23 protein-coding genes are annotated in these 13,818 nt (G+C 43.6%); 3 read left to right on the plus strand and 20 right to left on the minus strand.

Annotation, left to right across the window (positions count from 1 at the left end; genetic code table 11):
* From HG263_RS06685 to HG263_RS06755, 15 genes are all read right to left on the minus strand, one after another.
* Nucleotides 1-615, minus strand: coding sequence for a DUF3164 family protein (locus tag HG263_RS06685; protein ID WP_171625298.1), 615 nt, complete (start codon nucleotides 613-615; stop codon nucleotides 1-3).
* A complete protein-coding gene (locus tag HG263_RS06690) occupies nucleotides 608-2,095 on the minus strand; it encodes a phage portal protein family protein (RefSeq protein ID WP_171625299.1) in 1,488 nt (495 codons plus the stop codon). Before HG263_RS06690 ends, HG263_RS06685 begins: the two co-directional genes overlap by 8 nt.
* A complete protein-coding gene (locus HG263_RS06695; RefSeq protein ID WP_171625300.1) occupies nucleotides 2,088-3,827 on the minus strand; it encodes a hypothetical protein in 1,740 nt (579 codons plus the stop codon). The genes HG263_RS06690 and HG263_RS06695 overlap by 8 nt, the downstream gene beginning before the upstream one ends.
* Nucleotides 3,827-4,330 (minus strand): DUF1804 family protein, encoded by a 504-nt coding sequence (locus HG263_RS06700; protein WP_171625301.1) that lies wholly within the window; start codon nucleotides 4,328-4,330, stop codon nucleotides 3,827-3,829. The genes HG263_RS06695 and HG263_RS06700 overlap by 1 nt, the downstream gene beginning before the upstream one ends.
* A 1-nt stretch (nucleotide 4,331) precedes the next feature.
* Nucleotides 4,332-4,583, minus strand: coding sequence for a hypothetical protein (locus HG263_RS06705; RefSeq protein WP_070984077.1), 252 nt, complete (start codon nucleotides 4,581-4,583; stop codon nucleotides 4,332-4,334).
* On the minus strand, nucleotides 4,580-4,993 hold the full coding sequence (locus HG263_RS06710) for a glycoside hydrolase family protein (protein ID WP_171625302.1): 414 nt from the start codon (nucleotides 4,991-4,993) through the stop codon (nucleotides 4,580-4,582). Before HG263_RS06710 ends, HG263_RS06705 begins: the two co-directional genes overlap by 4 nt.
* Entirely contained in the window at nucleotides 4,965-5,228 is a 264-nt protein-coding gene (locus tag HG263_RS06715) for a hypothetical protein (protein WP_171625303.1), read from the minus strand. The genes HG263_RS06710 and HG263_RS06715 overlap by 29 nt, the downstream gene beginning before the upstream one ends.
* Before the next feature lie 139 nt (nucleotides 5,229-5,367).
* Nucleotides 5,368-5,508 (minus strand): hypothetical protein, encoded by a 141-nt coding sequence (locus tag HG263_RS06720; protein ID WP_170829116.1) that lies wholly within the window; start codon nucleotides 5,506-5,508, stop codon nucleotides 5,368-5,370.
* Nucleotides 5,505-5,732: a hypothetical protein gene (locus HG263_RS06725; protein ID WP_171625304.1), complete on the minus strand. Its 228-nt coding sequence runs from the start codon at nucleotides 5,730-5,732 to the stop codon at nucleotides 5,505-5,507. Before HG263_RS06725 ends, HG263_RS06720 begins: the two co-directional genes overlap by 4 nt.
* Nucleotides 5,729-5,914 (minus strand): hypothetical protein, encoded by a 186-nt coding sequence (locus HG263_RS06730; RefSeq protein ID WP_171625305.1) that lies wholly within the window; start codon nucleotides 5,912-5,914, stop codon nucleotides 5,729-5,731. Before HG263_RS06730 ends, HG263_RS06725 begins: the two co-directional genes overlap by 4 nt.
* Nucleotides 5,904-6,068 (minus strand): hypothetical protein, encoded by a 165-nt coding sequence (locus HG263_RS06735; protein WP_171625306.1) that lies wholly within the window; start codon nucleotides 6,066-6,068, stop codon nucleotides 5,904-5,906. Before HG263_RS06735 ends, HG263_RS06730 begins: the two co-directional genes overlap by 11 nt.
* Nucleotides 6,065-6,463 (minus strand): Mor transcription activator family protein, encoded by a 399-nt coding sequence (locus tag HG263_RS06740; RefSeq protein WP_171625307.1) that lies wholly within the window; start codon nucleotides 6,461-6,463, stop codon nucleotides 6,065-6,067. Before HG263_RS06740 ends, HG263_RS06735 begins: the two co-directional genes overlap by 4 nt.
* Nucleotides 6,453-6,647 carry a hypothetical protein gene (locus HG263_RS06745; protein ID WP_171625308.1) on the minus strand — a complete coding sequence of 65 codons (195 nt, stop codon included), beginning with the start codon at nucleotides 6,645-6,647 and terminating at the stop codon, nucleotides 6,453-6,455. The genes HG263_RS06740 and HG263_RS06745 overlap by 11 nt, the downstream gene beginning before the upstream one ends.
* On the minus strand, nucleotides 6,625-7,035 hold the full coding sequence (locus HG263_RS06750) for a phage protein GemA/Gp16 family protein (RefSeq protein ID WP_171625309.1): 411 nt from the start codon (nucleotides 7,033-7,035) through the stop codon (nucleotides 6,625-6,627). Before HG263_RS06750 ends, HG263_RS06745 begins: the two co-directional genes overlap by 23 nt.
* Nucleotides 7,035-7,385, minus strand: a complete 351-nt coding sequence (locus tag HG263_RS06755; protein WP_171625310.1) for a hypothetical protein — start codon at nucleotides 7,383-7,385, stop codon at nucleotides 7,035-7,037. Before HG263_RS06755 ends, HG263_RS06750 begins: the two co-directional genes overlap by 1 nt.
* Nucleotides 7,386-7,446: 61 nt before the next feature.
* Here HG263_RS06755 and HG263_RS06760 point away from each other — a divergent pair, with 61 nt between their 5' ends.
* Complete coding sequence (locus HG263_RS06760) at nucleotides 7,447-7,875, plus strand: hypothetical protein (RefSeq protein ID WP_171625311.1); 429 nt, start codon at nucleotides 7,447-7,449, stop codon at nucleotides 7,873-7,875.
* On the opposite strand, the gene HG263_RS06765 is transcribed toward HG263_RS06760, so the two are convergent.
* Genes HG263_RS06765 through HG263_RS06785 form a run of 5 tightly spaced genes read right to left on the minus strand, consistent with a single transcriptional unit; the run spans nucleotide 7,868 to nucleotide 12,489 of the window.
* Nucleotides 7,868-9,109 (minus strand): AAA family ATPase, encoded by a 1,242-nt coding sequence (locus HG263_RS06765; protein ID WP_171625312.1) that lies wholly within the window; start codon nucleotides 9,107-9,109, stop codon nucleotides 7,868-7,870. The genes HG263_RS06760 and HG263_RS06765 overlap by 8 nt on opposite strands.
* On the minus strand, nucleotides 9,110-10,747 hold the full coding sequence (locus HG263_RS06770) for a Mu transposase C-terminal domain-containing protein (protein WP_171625313.1): 1,638 nt from the start codon (nucleotides 10,745-10,747) through the stop codon (nucleotides 9,110-9,112). It abuts the gene before it with no gap.
* On the minus strand, nucleotides 10,747-11,652 hold the full coding sequence (locus HG263_RS06775; RefSeq protein WP_171625314.1) for a hypothetical protein: 906 nt from the start codon (nucleotides 11,650-11,652) through the stop codon (nucleotides 10,747-10,749). The genes HG263_RS06770 and HG263_RS06775 overlap by 1 nt, the downstream gene beginning before the upstream one ends.
* 57 nt (nucleotides 11,653-11,709) lie before the next feature.
* On the minus strand, nucleotides 11,710-12,132 hold the full coding sequence (locus tag HG263_RS06780; RefSeq protein WP_171625315.1) for a hypothetical protein: 423 nt from the start codon (nucleotides 12,130-12,132) through the stop codon (nucleotides 11,710-11,712).
* 36 nt (nucleotides 12,133-12,168) lie between these two features.
* Nucleotides 12,169-12,489 (minus strand): helix-turn-helix domain-containing protein, encoded by a 321-nt coding sequence (locus HG263_RS06785; protein WP_171625316.1) that lies wholly within the window; start codon nucleotides 12,487-12,489, stop codon nucleotides 12,169-12,171.
* Nucleotides 12,490-12,638: 149 nt separating this feature from the next.
* Between HG263_RS06785 and HG263_RS06790 the strand changes: the two genes are divergently transcribed.
* Both HG263_RS06790 and HG263_RS06795 read left to right on the plus strand, forming a co-directional pair.
* A complete protein-coding gene (locus HG263_RS06790; protein ID WP_171625317.1) occupies nucleotides 12,639-13,139 on the plus strand; it encodes a helix-turn-helix domain-containing protein in 501 nt (166 codons plus the stop codon).
* Nucleotides 13,140-13,158: 19 nt separating this feature from the next.
* Nucleotides 13,159-13,665, plus strand: a complete 507-nt coding sequence (locus HG263_RS06795; RefSeq protein WP_171625318.1) for a hypothetical protein — start codon at nucleotides 13,159-13,161, stop codon at nucleotides 13,663-13,665.
* Nucleotides 13,666-13,818: the final 153 nt, after the last annotated feature.

Here is a 13,818-nt window from a genome sequence, read left to right on the forward strand (position 1 = left end):
TCACAGCTTTGCTATATCAAGAGAAACGACGTTGTCGTTGCCGTGTTCATCTTGTTTGTAAAAGCGAATAAAACGACAACTGTCTATTGCTGTTACAGACTCGGCAAGAATGTCCATAGCTCGCTGCCACTTGCCCGTATCATCTGAGATTTCAAGCCTGCGTAAGCTTAATATGCGTTGCGGGTTTATAGTTCCTTGCTTGTCTGTGGAAAACACCTTATTTACGATGGCTCGAATGTTCTGATTACCGCCCTCAGTCCATTCGTCTAAGCATTGGTCTATAAGTTCTTTGGCTAGTTGCAGCTCTGGGCCAAGTTCTATACGCTCTTGCGACTGTATTTTTACCGCCAGCTTATTATCGAAGGAACGCAGCGTGACATTGCCCTTTTTGCCACCTAGATTTACATCATACTCTTGAGCCAGTAGCTCCATGAAATTATCAGCCTCTTCCATTTGTTGACGTTTGAACTCAGCCAGTTCCGCTTGCTGCTTTTCAGCCAATACCACGGCTTTTCTAACAAATTCATCCTTAATTAGGTCGGTTTGTTTAATGTTTTCAAGCGCAACTAAGTTACCTTTGCCGTCTTTCATGTAACCGTCTGGTATATCAGTCATTGTTTATCTCCGCAGTGTTGGCTTCATCCATCCCTTGCAAAAACTCAAGCTCAAAAGCTTTGCTTGCCACATCGGCCAGCGCGCTTGAGCTGATATTTGGGAATTCAGAAATGATTTTTTGTTTTAGTTCATCGAGCGACTCTGAGCCTTTTGCAAACTCAAAAATTTTGGTAATTTCTGTGTGTGTTGCTTGGTCAAATTCGTCGAAGTGGGTTACATCTGTGTGGTTGTGGTCCTTAGCTACAAAGTCCTGTTTTGCAGCGGTGGCAATTCCAGCGCCGTCGTCTTTTATTTCCAGTAATTTTTGGCCGTCTTGAGGCTTTGGAACACCCAGTGTTTTATAGGCATAGTCTTCGGTGACAGATATGAGCTTTCCAGCTTCACGAATGTAGCTTACCGTATCTAAATTGATGTCTTTTTTGTCACGCCAGATGTATTTGGGCGGCTCGCCACCCTCAAAATTAACGTTGTGAATGGTTTCTAATATTTGGTTTCGGTAACTTGAAACAAGCGCCCTATCTGCACGTTGGTTTTCACCCGCACGTTTAGCGTGGGTTTCGCTTGCAGCGCGTGCACCACCTGACTTTTGCTCAGTCGCCAATGTTTGAGAGGTGATAGCCTTACTCATTTCGGCGTTACAAAGGTCTATTAGCTGCTTTTGTACTGGCTCGCCGCTCAGTTTGCTTTCAATGATCTCAATGGATGCATCGTTCTCAATCACCGCAATACCATCAGTGATCAGCTTGGCTAAGCCTTCAATCAGCTCACTTATCTCTTTATCGGTAGCGCCTTTTTGGTATTTACCGACAGGAAACGGAACACCAAAACGCTCGCACAATTGCACGAAGAATTTAAAGCCGCCATGCTTAAACATCCAAGGCCAAAAGCAGCTACTCAATAGCGCAATACCGTAAGGGTTATCGGCCTCTGGCATATGCCTAACGCACGTCCAGCGCTGATCTGATAATGGTTCGCCTTGTGGGTTTTCTTTAGTGCGTAATAACAGTTCGTGATCAGGGGTGAACACAAACCGCTTTGATGGCCACATTTCAATTTTGCTGGGTAGCCAACTGTTGTCTGACTTTTCAAATGCGCCTAGGTGCGTAACCGAGAACCCGCGTAAAATTGCGCTGTAATTGTGCCAATCAATATCCATCCATTCGGTGTTGATGGCGGGTTTGCGAGCCATGAGTGACTTGGCGAGTTCATAGCTTTTTTTGCTCGCAGCGTCATCGCCACCTGGTACCAGCTCGGCATTGAATGCAAACATACCCGAACGCAGTGAACGTAGCTCACCAATCACATGGGCATCACGAGAAATCTCATCGTAAACAAGCGCTGATTTGCCCGCCTTACGCAAAATCTGGTCGGGGTTTGGTAGCTCGCGCATCATCGCCCATGTATTTGGGTCGCTTTGGTTCATGTTGAACATCTTTTGTAATGCGCGATAACCCTTATAACTTAAATGCGGCTTAGACATGGTAGCCCCCTATTGATTTTGTAACTTTTCTACTGCGTACTTTGGGCATACCGCCAGCGCCCGTGCTGGCAATCATCCATAAGATAGATAGAGCACTACTTAGGTCATAGTGATGGGTGCTTTGTTTACTGGGCCAGTTCTCTAGCTCATCTATAAGCAATGTGCATTTTGAGTGAAAAGCGATTTGGGCAGGTTCATTAGTCACGTATGGTTCAAGTGCTTCTATGCGTTCCTCTTGGCTAACCGTTGCAGTGACCCCTCTTAATGGCAAGGCGATTTGCTGGTCTAGCCCGCGCTTTATGTAGTCATGACGCATGTATTCAAATGCGGTATTGTTTTCAAAGCCCCATACGATGCAATTAAACTCACGTTGAAATCTGATTAGGTCGTTCAATAACTTACTTGTACCGCGTACTTTTCGACTTTCTGCTTCTACATGAAGCTTGCCAAGTTCTGGGGCATAAAACCCAACCAGCAGTGCACTAGGGTCAGCTTTTTGGGTTTTACCCATTGACGGGTCACAAGCGCCGTATGGCTTCCATAGGTTTAGTCGGTTAACCCACGTCTCAAACTGATAAAAAATTTGTTCTTCATCCGATTTTGCAATGCCTTGCATTTCTCGGTTAAATTCGCGCTTGTTTGATGCCCACATTTCCATTGTTTTATATAAAGAGCGAACGCTGGGCCAACTTGTTTTCGCTCCCTTACTCATTGCGCGCTTGTTCTTAAGCCAGAATTTAAAGCTAGGTTTATCTTTGGTGCTAACTGCCTCACCATTTTTTGCTGCGCGTTTCTCAAACTCTTTATCCTCATAGAGCATGAGTTCTCGGCACTCCTTCCAAAGCTCCATGTTATCTGGATATTGCGTGATAGCTTTAAATCTATGAACGATGTGACCAGGCGCGTTTTCAGCACGAGAAATAGGGTCATCATTGTTAAGTACCGTGTTAATGCCGAGAAACTTTACGGAGCCATCAGGTGGACCAAGGTATTGAACCGCAGCCTCTAAAAACCCCCAACGATTGTCTCTCTCGGTAGGTGACTTAGCTTCTTTGTCAGTGATAATGTCGTCAGATAGCAAAAGCTTAGGACGGCTAGCCCCGTGGAATGTCCCCCTTACACCCTGTTCAGCACCTCGGCTTTCAAACCGAACGCCTTGAGCTGTAACAAACTCGCCAATTTTCCATGTATTTGATGTAGTGCACACTTCAGGGAAATCTAATGCTAGGTTGTTATTGTTGAGTAATTCAGTTTTCACAACCTCTAACGTTTTTGCTGGCATTTTTGCTTCAGCACCAAACAAAATGACGTTATCAATGAATTCTTTAGGACGGATTAGGTTAAGCTCTTCACATAGCTCTACATCTTGTCTTAGGGCTTGAATACACACATATACTGGCGCAATTTTCGCCGCCAATGTACTTTTACCTTCGCCACGTGGCGCAACAAACCAGTTTTTCCAACCATTATCGAGTTCAAGCGCTTTAGGGAACCACTTCATAAAATAAGCTTGAAACTCGCTGGCCTCTTGCCCTTCATCAAGCCACATATGGTGCGGAAAATACGTATAAACAAAAAACTCAAAATCACCGCCTAGTACACGTTTTCGGCGCTCTAAAATAGCCTCTGGGCTTGGGTCTATATTGCGCTCTTTGGCTTCGATATCACGGCGTAGCGTGCCGGCTATGTTTTCGAGTTCTTGTAAAAACTCTTTGGAGTTCATATCTGCCATTAGTCGTCTAGCTCTTTGTCTAAACGTGGGCCGAATGCGTGTAGGATTTGCACTAGCGCTTCTGCAAATTCAGGGTGATGAGACGATACAAACTGAGCAAGCTTTTTAATTACCTCGGCCGCAATAGCGCGTTTTTCTAAGCGTTTGTTACCACCGCTATTTTTCATCACCTTATACATCATGTCATTTAATGAGTTGAGTGCTTTTAGGCGCTGTTCTAACGTCAGTTCGCCGCTTTGTTGCTTGAGTAGATTGAACGTTTCATTAATTTGGATGGTAAATTCTTCGATGAAATCTTGCGTAAATTCCCCTGCTGGCCCTACAGATTTGCGCGCTGCAGCACGGGCTAAATCCCAATCGTCACCGTCGGCTTTGGCCTCAGCTTTCCAACGTCTTGCAGTGCCATCAGCCACACTATGTTTTATCGCTGCAACAGATAACGCCAATAGCTCGTTTACATAGCTATGACGCACGGCGTTTTTAATATCTAAACTGTGGGCCATGTTATCCCCCAGTTTTTATTTTTAGAATTTCGACAGCAATTGCGACAGCTAGACTTGTTGCGCCGCCGATACCAGCCATTTTAATTCGATTTTTAGTGACTTGTGTTTCTACCTTTTCAACACGTTGCTCTATACCATCGACCCGTTTAGTGAGGTCGTTTTTAATTGTTGTCACTTCTTTTAAAATCGCGGTTTGTGTTGCTTGAATTTGGCCTATAGATTGGAACAACAGATTCTCTTGCTCAGGACTCATAGCTGCCACTCCCCTGTCGCCATTTGCTCGGCCAGTTCGTCGGCGCGACTGCCTACCTGCACGGCCCAGCGCGAGTTGAGCATTTCAAGTGCAGCAGTGTCCCATTTGCCAGCCTCAACGGCCGCAATTGTGTTTTTGAATTTCAGTAGGCCAGTAATGCCAAGATTGAAAGCCATATTGACCAATACTGCTTTGCGGGCTGGGTTACACTTTGATGTGTTGATGTTGCTTTCTACTTGCTCTGTAAAATACCTTAAGTCGTTGCGTAGTAAATACAGTGCTTCGCCAAAGGAGATCCCTCTGTCTTCTAGGTTACGCCCGAAGCCAATAGTTTGCTTGCCACTTGTGCAAACGTATACGGTGAGTAAGTACCCCTCGTGTTTATATATTTGTTGTTCTAGTTTTTCCATGGTTCACCTGCGCAGCTTGTTTTAGTTTGGTTTTGATACGAACAAAACAATCAGGCACAGGTTTAGGTGGCTTTGCAGCACGTTGTTTGGCTACCAGCGCTTTTACGGCGTTGCGCAAAAGCTGTAAATACCGTGGCTCGCATAACGCAGCAATCGCTTGTTTTTCTTCTCGCGTTTTTGCAGCAACAATACGCTGAGCCAATTCCCATACAGGCAATGATTTTGCTTTGCTCATGAGGCAATAATGGCTAAGTTTTTAAGGCTGAGGGATATGTAAACTAATTTGCAAAGGTGGGATTGAGGCGATTAAATTAGGCTAAATTAAAAACGGCTAGTATGCAATACCAGCCGTTTAAAATGGGTTTAAACATGGTTTAAACTTCAAATTCTTCATCACAATGTTGGCAAGTTACATATCCAGCCTTGTACTCATCTTCATACACTGACGAATCTTCGTCACAATGAGGGCAACGTGCTTCTACATCGAATTTGGTCACTTCTGCTTTGTCTGTCATAAATTTTCCAACCCTAACTCTAAGCGAGGTAAGTTTGCATAAAGCTCGTCAGCTTCTGTAACAATGCCTCTCAACTCATAATGGTTCACCTTTTTACCTGATTCATCTTCATATTTTTCAGCCACAAGCCGAGCTATATCATGCTCGTCAATTTCTACTACACCATGCAGTTCGTTGGTAGCAATTCGTGCATCTTTCCAAAGCAGCACTACAAATGTATTCATACTATTTCTCTCTTAGCCTCTTCTAGCTCTTGTTCAAGGTCAAACAAGGGTAAGCCGAGGCTTTTTCGTTGATTAATGTGGTTGTTTAAAATCTTCAAACCCGTTTTAAACATCCATGGTTTGGGTGTGTTACCACCGCTTAGTTGCAAAGCGGTAAGTAACACAAAGTTATCACCCCGCATCGCGCGGCATATCTGGTGGTATAGACAGCCCTCCATTACGTCCTGGGCAGTCGTTAATAGCACTTACTTTGTCGTCATTTTGGGCTATTGCACCCATTACATAGCCCAGTGCTACCAAACCGACATAAATCAATTGCTTTGCCGCTAATTTCATAACTTAAACTCCAATTGGTGCTCTTTGTATTCGCCCTGCTCTTTTAGGATTTTGGTGATCCACTGGCGGGTGAGTTTAAATCGCTTTACTAACTGTTGGATTGTTGTGCCGTTGGCTACTTCAGTCACTATGATTTGGTCACGTATTTGCACCAGTACCTTATGCAACATAGGTATTTGATATTGTTGCTCGGCGTAGCGCTCAAGTGCGTTGCACATATCTAACCCAAACACTTTTACAAACTCGCACTCGGGTGTAGGGTGCTTCGGAATGTAGAACATTTGGCCCTGTTGCTCGGTTAAAACAGCAATGGTCTTTTCTAATCCCAACACCTTCACAAACTCCCGAATACCCGCTGGTAGTGCGCGTAAATCTATTATTGGCTCAGTCGTCATCGAATAGGCCCTCTAAACTATGAGCACGTTCGATTGCGCGCTCATCCTGTTTGCTTTCTAAACCTTTGCGACGTTGGTAGTTGTATAACCCTTTTTTAGTTGGGGGCCTGTAGCCGTCGTTTTCGGTGTATCGCTCTCGATGCGGATTAATCGCAAACTTATTAAACTCGCTGATTATGCTCATTCACCTGTCCTCTCTCTAACCAGTTCTTGAGTATTTCAATCAGTCTTTGCCAATGTTTTTGGGCTTTATAAAGTGATTGGCCATTGGTGTATTTTGCGCAAAACGTTTCGCAGGCTTGCTTGCTATCAACATTGACCAGCCCCTTTTTAGCGAGTAAACCCCACAGGCGGTAAATGTGGCGAAGTGCTTCAGGTAGTTTGGCTTTTGCTTTTTGCTTGTTAGTGTTCATACGGCGATAGCGAGTGAGTAGCTGTTCCTGCTGCTGAGTTGTTAGTTTGGTACAGGTAGAAACTCTGTATTGACTTACCTGTAATACGTTTTGACGGTGTGCGTCGTCACTAATGTTTGCGTAGCTTTGAGCTGCTTTAATTTGTTGAATTAAGTTCATTACGCCACCTCTTCTATAACAAAATCAGGTAGTAAGCTGAACTTTTTAATTTTTGCGTCCCACTCTTTCCAGTCAGACTCGTAGAGTGCGGCTATATCGCTGTAGCGTTTGGTAAATTCACTGGTAAAACTTACCGATGAATTAACCTTTTCAAACCGCTTGCACTCGTATAGCTTAGCGCCTAGCAGTATTGCGAATGCAGCTTTAGTGTTACCGTTAACGCTGTCGAGGATTGTGCCGTTGGGGTCGTACTTACCCAGTGTGCTCAACATTCTGGCGTTGTTAATGTTGTTGCTAATTACGAACTTGGCGCTAAAAAAGCCTTCGTTAATTTCTATTGAATATGGCATTTTGTGTATTCCTGTTGATCAGCCTTGTTGCAGCAAGGCTTTTTAATTAAAAGGTAAACGAGTGACTACTTATCCAAACCACCGGAAGTACTTGAAGTTCGCTTTGGCAGCTCGGCAGTCAATTGATCAAAGCTTTTCTGAAGACGACGTTGAAGCTCTGAGTCTTGAGTTAGCAGGCTGGACTTTGAGTGACTTTCGCGCATGGCGCACTGACAACAGTCACGAGGTAGATGCATTTCTAGAGGTGGTGAGTTCTGCATCTTCCTTATCTGAGCTAACTCATCCGCAGTTAAAAATTCGCTTAGCCGGCTATCATGTTCTGTCTGAGGCTGTTTCATTGTTGTCTCCGTTAATTGAGTCTTTGGTGTTAGAGGTTGAGGATTCGTATCCTGGTCAAATTCGCTCTTTGAGCGAGGTGTATCAAAAGTCGCGTGTAACGCTTGATGCCGTGTGGCCATTTGGCACCCCCTGTCCGTTTCAATTTAAATAGTTGGTTTGTTTAGAACTGTTGCGAAGATGGAATTGACCATAAGCCTGTCCACCTTCTTGCTTGGGTTTTTACGTATATGGGTAAGTAAGTGAGGTAATAGCCCTTCAACGAGCATGCGGGCGTTACCTTCCACGCGCTTATGTAGCCATTGCCACCATTTGTCGCTGTCTTCGGCAATGGGTAAGGTATTTTGTGTTAACTCACAGAACAGGGTTTTAATGTCAGTGACAGGCAATTCACCAACTGTGCTAGGCCAAAAGCATACGCGGCTTGAAATCAGTTCGTAGCGCTCTTCGCTTTGTAGCTTGTCAATCAGTCTTATGTTGCCAACTAGCACAACACCAACAAATGCTCTGTCTGAGATGGTCCGCAGTGGGTCAAGGGCGTTGGGGCGACATTTGTCGGCCTCATCTAAAATAATCAAACGCTCAGAGTCTTTAAGTGCGGTAATGATCTTTTTGAGGCGAACTGAATTTGAGCCAGTTTTAGGTATACCTAATTGTTTCGCGAGTTCTTCAAGTATTTGAGTTGACGATGTTTCTTCGTCTCCTTCAATTGACAAAACATCGTTGTGATCTTCACGGTATCTCTCAATGCCTTTGCTCTTACCAATCCCAGCTTGGCCCGCAAAAACAGCAATACGGCGGCGGTCACGTGCTTGCTCACAGGCCATTCTGATCAGGTTAGGTACACTGGTTTGAACAAATGGCACTTCACCATAACGTATTGTTATTGGTTTCTTTTCAGAGGTTTGTTTAGGCTCTTCAGTTTGTTCATCTAGCCCAGCAGGCTCCAGCATTGCCCATACTTCGTGTAAATATTTACTTGGGTTGGCAGCGTACTTGCCGTTTAACAATTGGCTGATCATGCCTGGGCTTTTGCGCAAACGACTCGACAACGTACTGCTTGTAACACCTTGGCCGCTAAACTCTTTGTCTTGCATGCGCTTTTTAATACGCGCTAGTACCAGTTTGTCGTCCTCTGAGTATGTATTGCTGATAGCTGAATCAGTACCAAAGTTTTCGGCGTCAAAGTCGCCAAAAAAATGCTGCCAAAGTTTATCCAACACCTTTTTAGGGTTGATGGGGCTTTCGCCTTTTAAAATGGTGTTTACTTGGTCTAGTGGCCAACCCAAGCAGTATTCCGTTGGGTTAATGTCGAACAGTTCAATCTCGGCGTTTAAAATTGCTACCTGCTTTTGCTGTAGCTCGTTGTAGTGTGGTGTAAATTTCATTTATTCGTCCTCCAAAACAAATACTGGCTCTTGTTGGTAGTCGTCTAGGTCAACTGAAAAGTCGTTTATGTCTATGTCGTAGGTTTGTGGTTGTTTTTGGGTAAGCACGTTGGTGTCTGCAGCCAGTGCTTGCACAGCCTCAACATCAACAATGCGAGACTCAGCCGCTTGTGCTTCAATTTCGCGTTGGTGTTTAGCCAAGCGTTTAAGGCGGTTTTGGGTGCGCTCTTGCAAGCGTTGTTCAATGCGTGACTCAGGTATTGCCGACACTTTGGTTTTAAGCCGTGCAGTCAATAAGTACTCGCCCGTAGGCTCGTATAGTTTTATGGCCTTATCGCTTTTCATGCTGTAGCCAGCAATTAGCTCTTGGCCGTTGAACTGGTGTAAAAAGTCGGCTGTGTAAGTACGCTTGTGCAGAACCACTTGACCACGACGCACGTTAACTTTGGCTTTGGTTAGGTAGTCAAACTCTAGTGATATGGGCTTGTCTTGAACAAAGTTTTCATCCCACACTTGGTTGCGGGTTTTGCCCTTTTCTTCTGGGTGCTCGCTGTTGTGGTAATCTTCTAAAAATGCTTCGAACTCTTCAATCCACTCGTCGAGCGTGGGGAGTTTACGTTTGCCCTGCTCTACCTCTTTTAGTACTAGTTGCTTGTAGCGCTCGTCGTGACCACGGCCGCAAAACGTGTCAAAACGTTTGCCTACGTGCTCTTCCATGTGTTTAAAAAATCGCTCTATCCATTTAGCACGAGCATTACCTGGTATGGCAAAAATAGGTTCTATGTCTAGCTGTGTGTATACACCACAGCATTGGTCGGTCATCATGTGAGATTTATAACCTGACCCGTTATCAACGTATAACATGGCTGGGCAGTGGTTAAACTTGATAAGCGAGTCAGTAAGCGCACGTAATGTAGCAAGGGAGTTTTCTGCCTCGCTTAAGTCCCATCCTACAATCTTGCGGCTACGCACATCTTGAAATGCTGTTAGTTCATATCTCACAGCTTTACCCGTTACAAAGTGCGCTAAATACACATCAATGCAATGGCCATCGGCGTTATACAAAAAGCCGGCTGGTATGGTTTCAGTGGTGCGCAGCTTAAAATCTTTGTGTTTTTCACGGTATAGCTTTGCGCCCATGCGGTATGGGCTTTGTGGGCCTAGTTCGTGGGGCATCGTTTTTATAAAACGGCGAACTTGATAGTCTTGCGCGTTAAACCCCTCATCGCGTAAATCTTTAGCAACTAACGCAAACGACGGTGAATTAGGTGTGTGATACAGCGCTAATGCTCGTGCCGCCCAGACAGGCGCTTGTGCAACACGACCTTTATGATTAGGTAGTAACCCCTCAATACCCTGCTTTTTATAACTGTTGCACCAGTTGTAGGCAGTAGCACGAGACGGAAACTTACCAATAGTGGTTATGGCTTGGCTTAAGGCGGGTGACATAGCACCGGTATCAAGCATTTTTTGAAGTTGGGCCAATGCGACGTCTATAGAGTCGCTGCTTGTTAGAAGCTGTTTAACAATGGTTGCGCGTAAGTTGGCAATTTTACGGGCCTTTTCCCCTGCGCTTTGCCATTGGGTTTTTTGTTCAATAACAGTGAGGTTATTAAACTTAATAACGGCTGGGTGCATTACTTATCCCCCTTGTTTAAATCGAGTTTAAAGCTTTCTAAAAGGCGCTCGCGCTCAGTATCAACGTACTGCCATTCGGCATCGTCAAACTGAGGTAGGTTGTCTATGCCTTGTACATGTTCGCCAAATTCCATATGTATTTGGCTGAGCATGGTGCCAATTTGGCTGTAGATGCTGGCGTATGTGTGGTGGACTACTTGCGCTGCACTAATGCGGTCTGTTAAATCAAGTGATCGCAGCTCGCATAGTTGCCTAACCCCAGCTTGGGCTTGTTGAAGTGCTTCATTGAGTAATTCGGTATGTACAACCGCGTCTTTGCGTATCTCGCTAATAAAAATCGGCAAGTCAAAACGCGTTGTAGGTGCCTTGCGTAAGCGCTCGTTTTCAAGCTCGTTGATGGTTGTAGCAAGGGTGTCTTCTAGCTCAGTCTTTTTCTCGATAAGCTCGGCTACTTGTTTGCGGATGTCCTTACTCGCGGTTTCCGCTAATACTTCGTAGTCTTCATCGTCTAACTCTTTAAGTGTTTCAATAGATACTTTTGTGAGTTCAGTTAGTTGCTTTTGTGACATGTTCAAAAGCGACACCGTGTCGCTTTTGCTCTTTGGTAACTTCATGAGCATTTTAGAAACAGCCATTGCGCGTTGTGCAGTACGCTTGTGAATACCCCTTTCTTTTAACAGCTCATTAAATTGACCGTGTCCAACTTGGGCTTTAACATTTATAAGAACAAGCCCCATTTCCGCGGCATCACTAAATTGACGATTGGCCAAAAAAGTGACCCTATCCATACAACCGTCTATAGATTCCGGCATAACAACATGTAACGTGCCTGCATATTTTTTGATTTGGTGCATGACCTCTTCAGCCGACTCATCACCAACCATGGCAACTAGCTCTTTACTCATAGCAAACCCCAAATTTTAGATAGATCTTGGTCTTTGATGGTCATGGTTAAGCCTTGATTATTGGTCGTTCGGTAAGGTTATTGAATTAAGAATTTCTTGCTGAGACTTTTCGATTTGCTGTTTCTGCATTTCCATTTCAGCATGTTTTTGCAGTAGCTGAGCTCGCTGATCAAATGCGCTGTACATCAAAGGTTCGAGCAGTACATTGATTGGCTCAATGCTTCTTAATGCCCATAACAAAGCTGGCACCATATGAGCAGGTAAATATATTTCAGTTGCGGGCGATAAATATTTATTTAGCTTTGCTTCTGTAATGATTGTTTCATCAACTTTTAGCGCCCTATTCATCCTATCAGCAATACCTTGGCGTGTTAGACCACTAGTTCTCGCTGCGGAATTTACAGCGTGTAAAAACTGATGATAAATCTCACAATTCGGAGCTGAATCAGCGTTAAATATCGTTTCTTTGGTAATTTGCATGGTAGATGTTCCTTATAATTTAACCTTGTCTAAGAATTAAGACTGCGCGACGCTAATAGGTGGAATGGGCGTACCTGTTTTTAATGAATTTGCAATTTGTAGTACTCGCTTCTCTCTCTGTTTTTTACTTTCCTCAGAGTATGAGTCACCGAATACTTGATTAAGGGGCCGTCCGATACATTGCGCTATGGCCTTGGCAACTCTTTTGGACTTTGCTTTACCACTAGCTATTTGATATGCATGAGATCTAGTAACACCGATAGCCTCAGCGATCTCTGAGAGGTAAATATCTTTTTTCCTTAAGAGGTCTTTAATTTCTGTGTAACTTAATTTTGTGGGTTTAGTGTCTGGTTTCATGTAAAGTCACCTGTATATGTCTATTGGGTATGTGTCGTTTCGTACACATATGTTGTTATTTAATCTAGATGTAGTTATATGTATATGTCAATAGTTATTTTGCATTCATATAACAATGCATCCATATATATATGTAGTTGATTAATTTTATGGTAGCTGATAACTTATTAAGTGAAGGTGTCGATGTTGACCTTGTTATTGAGCGTTTGAGCAATAGGCTCAATGTGAAAAGCGATAGAGCGTTATCTAAGGAAATGGGGTTATCTTTGAGTGCTGTTAATCAAGCAAGAAAGAGAGGCTCACTCCCTTGGGAAGGCTTAATCGGTTTATGTAAAGCCAAAGGGATATCGCTCGATTGGTTATTTGACATTAACCCTTCAGACAATAAAAAACATAATTTAGGGCCTACACCGGAATTAATACACTCAAAAGTAAACGTGGATAAAGAATTGATTCGAGCTGAGTTGATATCCGTATCTACATTTGTTGATGAGGTTATGGATCAGGTGTTGGAAAAAGATATGCCAGCTTCTAGAGTGCTAGAAATAAGAAAATCACTTGCACCAATACTCGTCGATGCTGCTATAGAGTACGACATGGACAAAGCTATTGTTGCAGCTGTTGCACGGAGTACATTGAAGCTGGTTTGATCAAAAACAGGAATAAACCATGACTTTAAAAATGATAAAACTAACAGCCTTATCTATAGGGTTAATGACCCATGCAACTTTTGCTCTGGAACCTAAGGAAGATAGGGCTCAAATTCAAAATCTCTACGCGACACTTTTGTTACCAGATGGCAGCTATCTAAATGCTGATATCAATTTTGACTGTGGTTCAAAATTCAAGGACACGGGCATAATTATCACAACTGACAGTGGCGCAAACTTTTTAGCAAAAGCATACAGGTCACTTTATGGGGACAAAGCAGCTGAAGCGGTATTAAATGCTTGGAATACTAAAGCGAATCCTAACGATCCCAGAAAACCAACTATGTTATTAATAAACAACTTCGGAACTGACAGTACTTACTCAACTAGCAATAAAAATATTAATAAAAAGTTATCGGTTAATTCAGGATATGTTAATATTAGTGATTTAGAACGTACCAAAGAAATAGAATCTGCACCACCTATCATGAAGTTATGTGGCGCTAGGGTACATGAAAATTTTTAGTATTTAGCTATGGAGGCTGGGGGTAGCCCCCCAGTTGTCAGATGGAACGTGTGACTCTTATTATAATATTTTTGTTATTTCTTTGCGCTAAAGCTTTGGCGGCTGAGCCTACAGGCTATAGCTATGGAATCACGCAGGATAACAATTCCAATA

It is taken from the genome of Pseudoalteromonas caenipelagi (assembly GCF_013140855.1).
Lineage (GTDB): Bacteria > Pseudomonadota > Gammaproteobacteria > Enterobacterales > Alteromonadaceae > Pseudoalteromonas > Pseudoalteromonas caenipelagi.

Coding starts and splice junctions, on each gene's coding strand:
- HG263_RS06685 (WP_171625298.1), bottom strand. CDS start 615: ATGACTGATATACCAGACGGTTACATGAAAGACGGCAAAGGTAACTTA.
- HG263_RS06690 (WP_171625299.1), bottom strand. CDS start 2,095: ATGTCTAAGCCGCATTTAAGTTATAAGGGTTATCGCGCATTACAAAAG.
- HG263_RS06695 (WP_171625300.1), bottom strand. CDS start 3,827: ATGGCAGATATGAACTCCAAAGAGTTTTTACAAGAACTCGAAAACATA.
- HG263_RS06700 (WP_171625301.1), bottom strand. CDS start 4,330: ATGGCCCACAGTTTAGATATTAAAAACGCCGTGCGTCATAGCTATGTA.
- HG263_RS06705 (WP_070984077.1), bottom strand. CDS start 4,583: ATGAGTCCTGAGCAAGAGAATCTGTTGTTCCAATCTATAGGCCAAATT.
- HG263_RS06710 (WP_171625302.1), bottom strand. CDS start 4,993: ATGGAAAAACTAGAACAACAAATATATAAACACGAGGGGTACTTACTC.
- HG263_RS06715 (WP_171625303.1), bottom strand. CDS start 5,228: ATGAGCAAAGCAAAATCATTGCCTGTATGGGAATTGGCTCAGCGTATT.
- HG263_RS06720 (WP_170829116.1), bottom strand. CDS start 5,508: ATGACAGACAAAGCAGAAGTGACCAAATTCGATGTAGAAGCACGTTGC.
- HG263_RS06725 (WP_171625304.1), bottom strand. CDS start 5,732: ATGAATACATTTGTAGTGCTGCTTTGGAAAGATGCACGAATTGCTACC.
- HG263_RS06730 (WP_171625305.1), bottom strand. CDS start 5,914: ATGCGGGGTGATAACTTTGTGTTACTTACCGCTTTGCAACTAAGCGGT.
- HG263_RS06735 (WP_171625306.1), bottom strand. CDS start 6,068: ATGAAATTAGCGGCAAAGCAATTGATTTATGTCGGTTTGGTAGCACTG.
- HG263_RS06740 (WP_171625307.1), bottom strand. CDS start 6,463: ATGACGACTGAGCCAATAATAGATTTACGCGCACTACCAGCGGGTATT.
- HG263_RS06745 (WP_171625308.1), bottom strand. CDS start 6,647: ATGAGCATAATCAGCGAGTTTAATAAGTTTGCGATTAATCCGCATCGA.
- HG263_RS06750 (WP_171625309.1), bottom strand. CDS start 7,035: ATGAACTTAATTCAACAAATTAAAGCAGCTCAAAGCTACGCAAACATT.
- HG263_RS06755 (WP_171625310.1), bottom strand. CDS start 7,385: ATGCCATATTCAATAGAAATTAACGAAGGCTTTTTTAGCGCCAAGTTC.
- HG263_RS06765 (WP_171625312.1), bottom strand. CDS start 9,109: ATGAAATTTACACCACACTACAACGAGCTACAGCAAAAGCAGGTAGCA.
- HG263_RS06770 (WP_171625313.1), bottom strand. CDS start 10,747: ATGCACCCAGCCGTTATTAAGTTTAATAACCTCACTGTTATTGAACAA.
- HG263_RS06775 (WP_171625314.1), bottom strand. CDS start 11,652: ATGAGTAAAGAGCTAGTTGCCATGGTTGGTGATGAGTCGGCTGAAGAG.
- HG263_RS06780 (WP_171625315.1), bottom strand. CDS start 12,132: ATGCAAATTACCAAAGAAACGATATTTAACGCTGATTCAGCTCCGAAT.
- HG263_RS06785 (WP_171625316.1), bottom strand. CDS start 12,489: ATGAAACCAGACACTAAACCCACAAAATTAAGTTACACAGAAATTAAA.
- HG263_RS06790 (WP_171625317.1), top strand. CDS start 12,639: ATGGTAGCTGATAACTTATTAAGTGAAGGTGTCGATGTTGACCTTGTT.
- HG263_RS06795 (WP_171625318.1), top strand. CDS start 13,159: ATGACTTTAAAAATGATAAAACTAACAGCCTTATCTATAGGGTTAATG.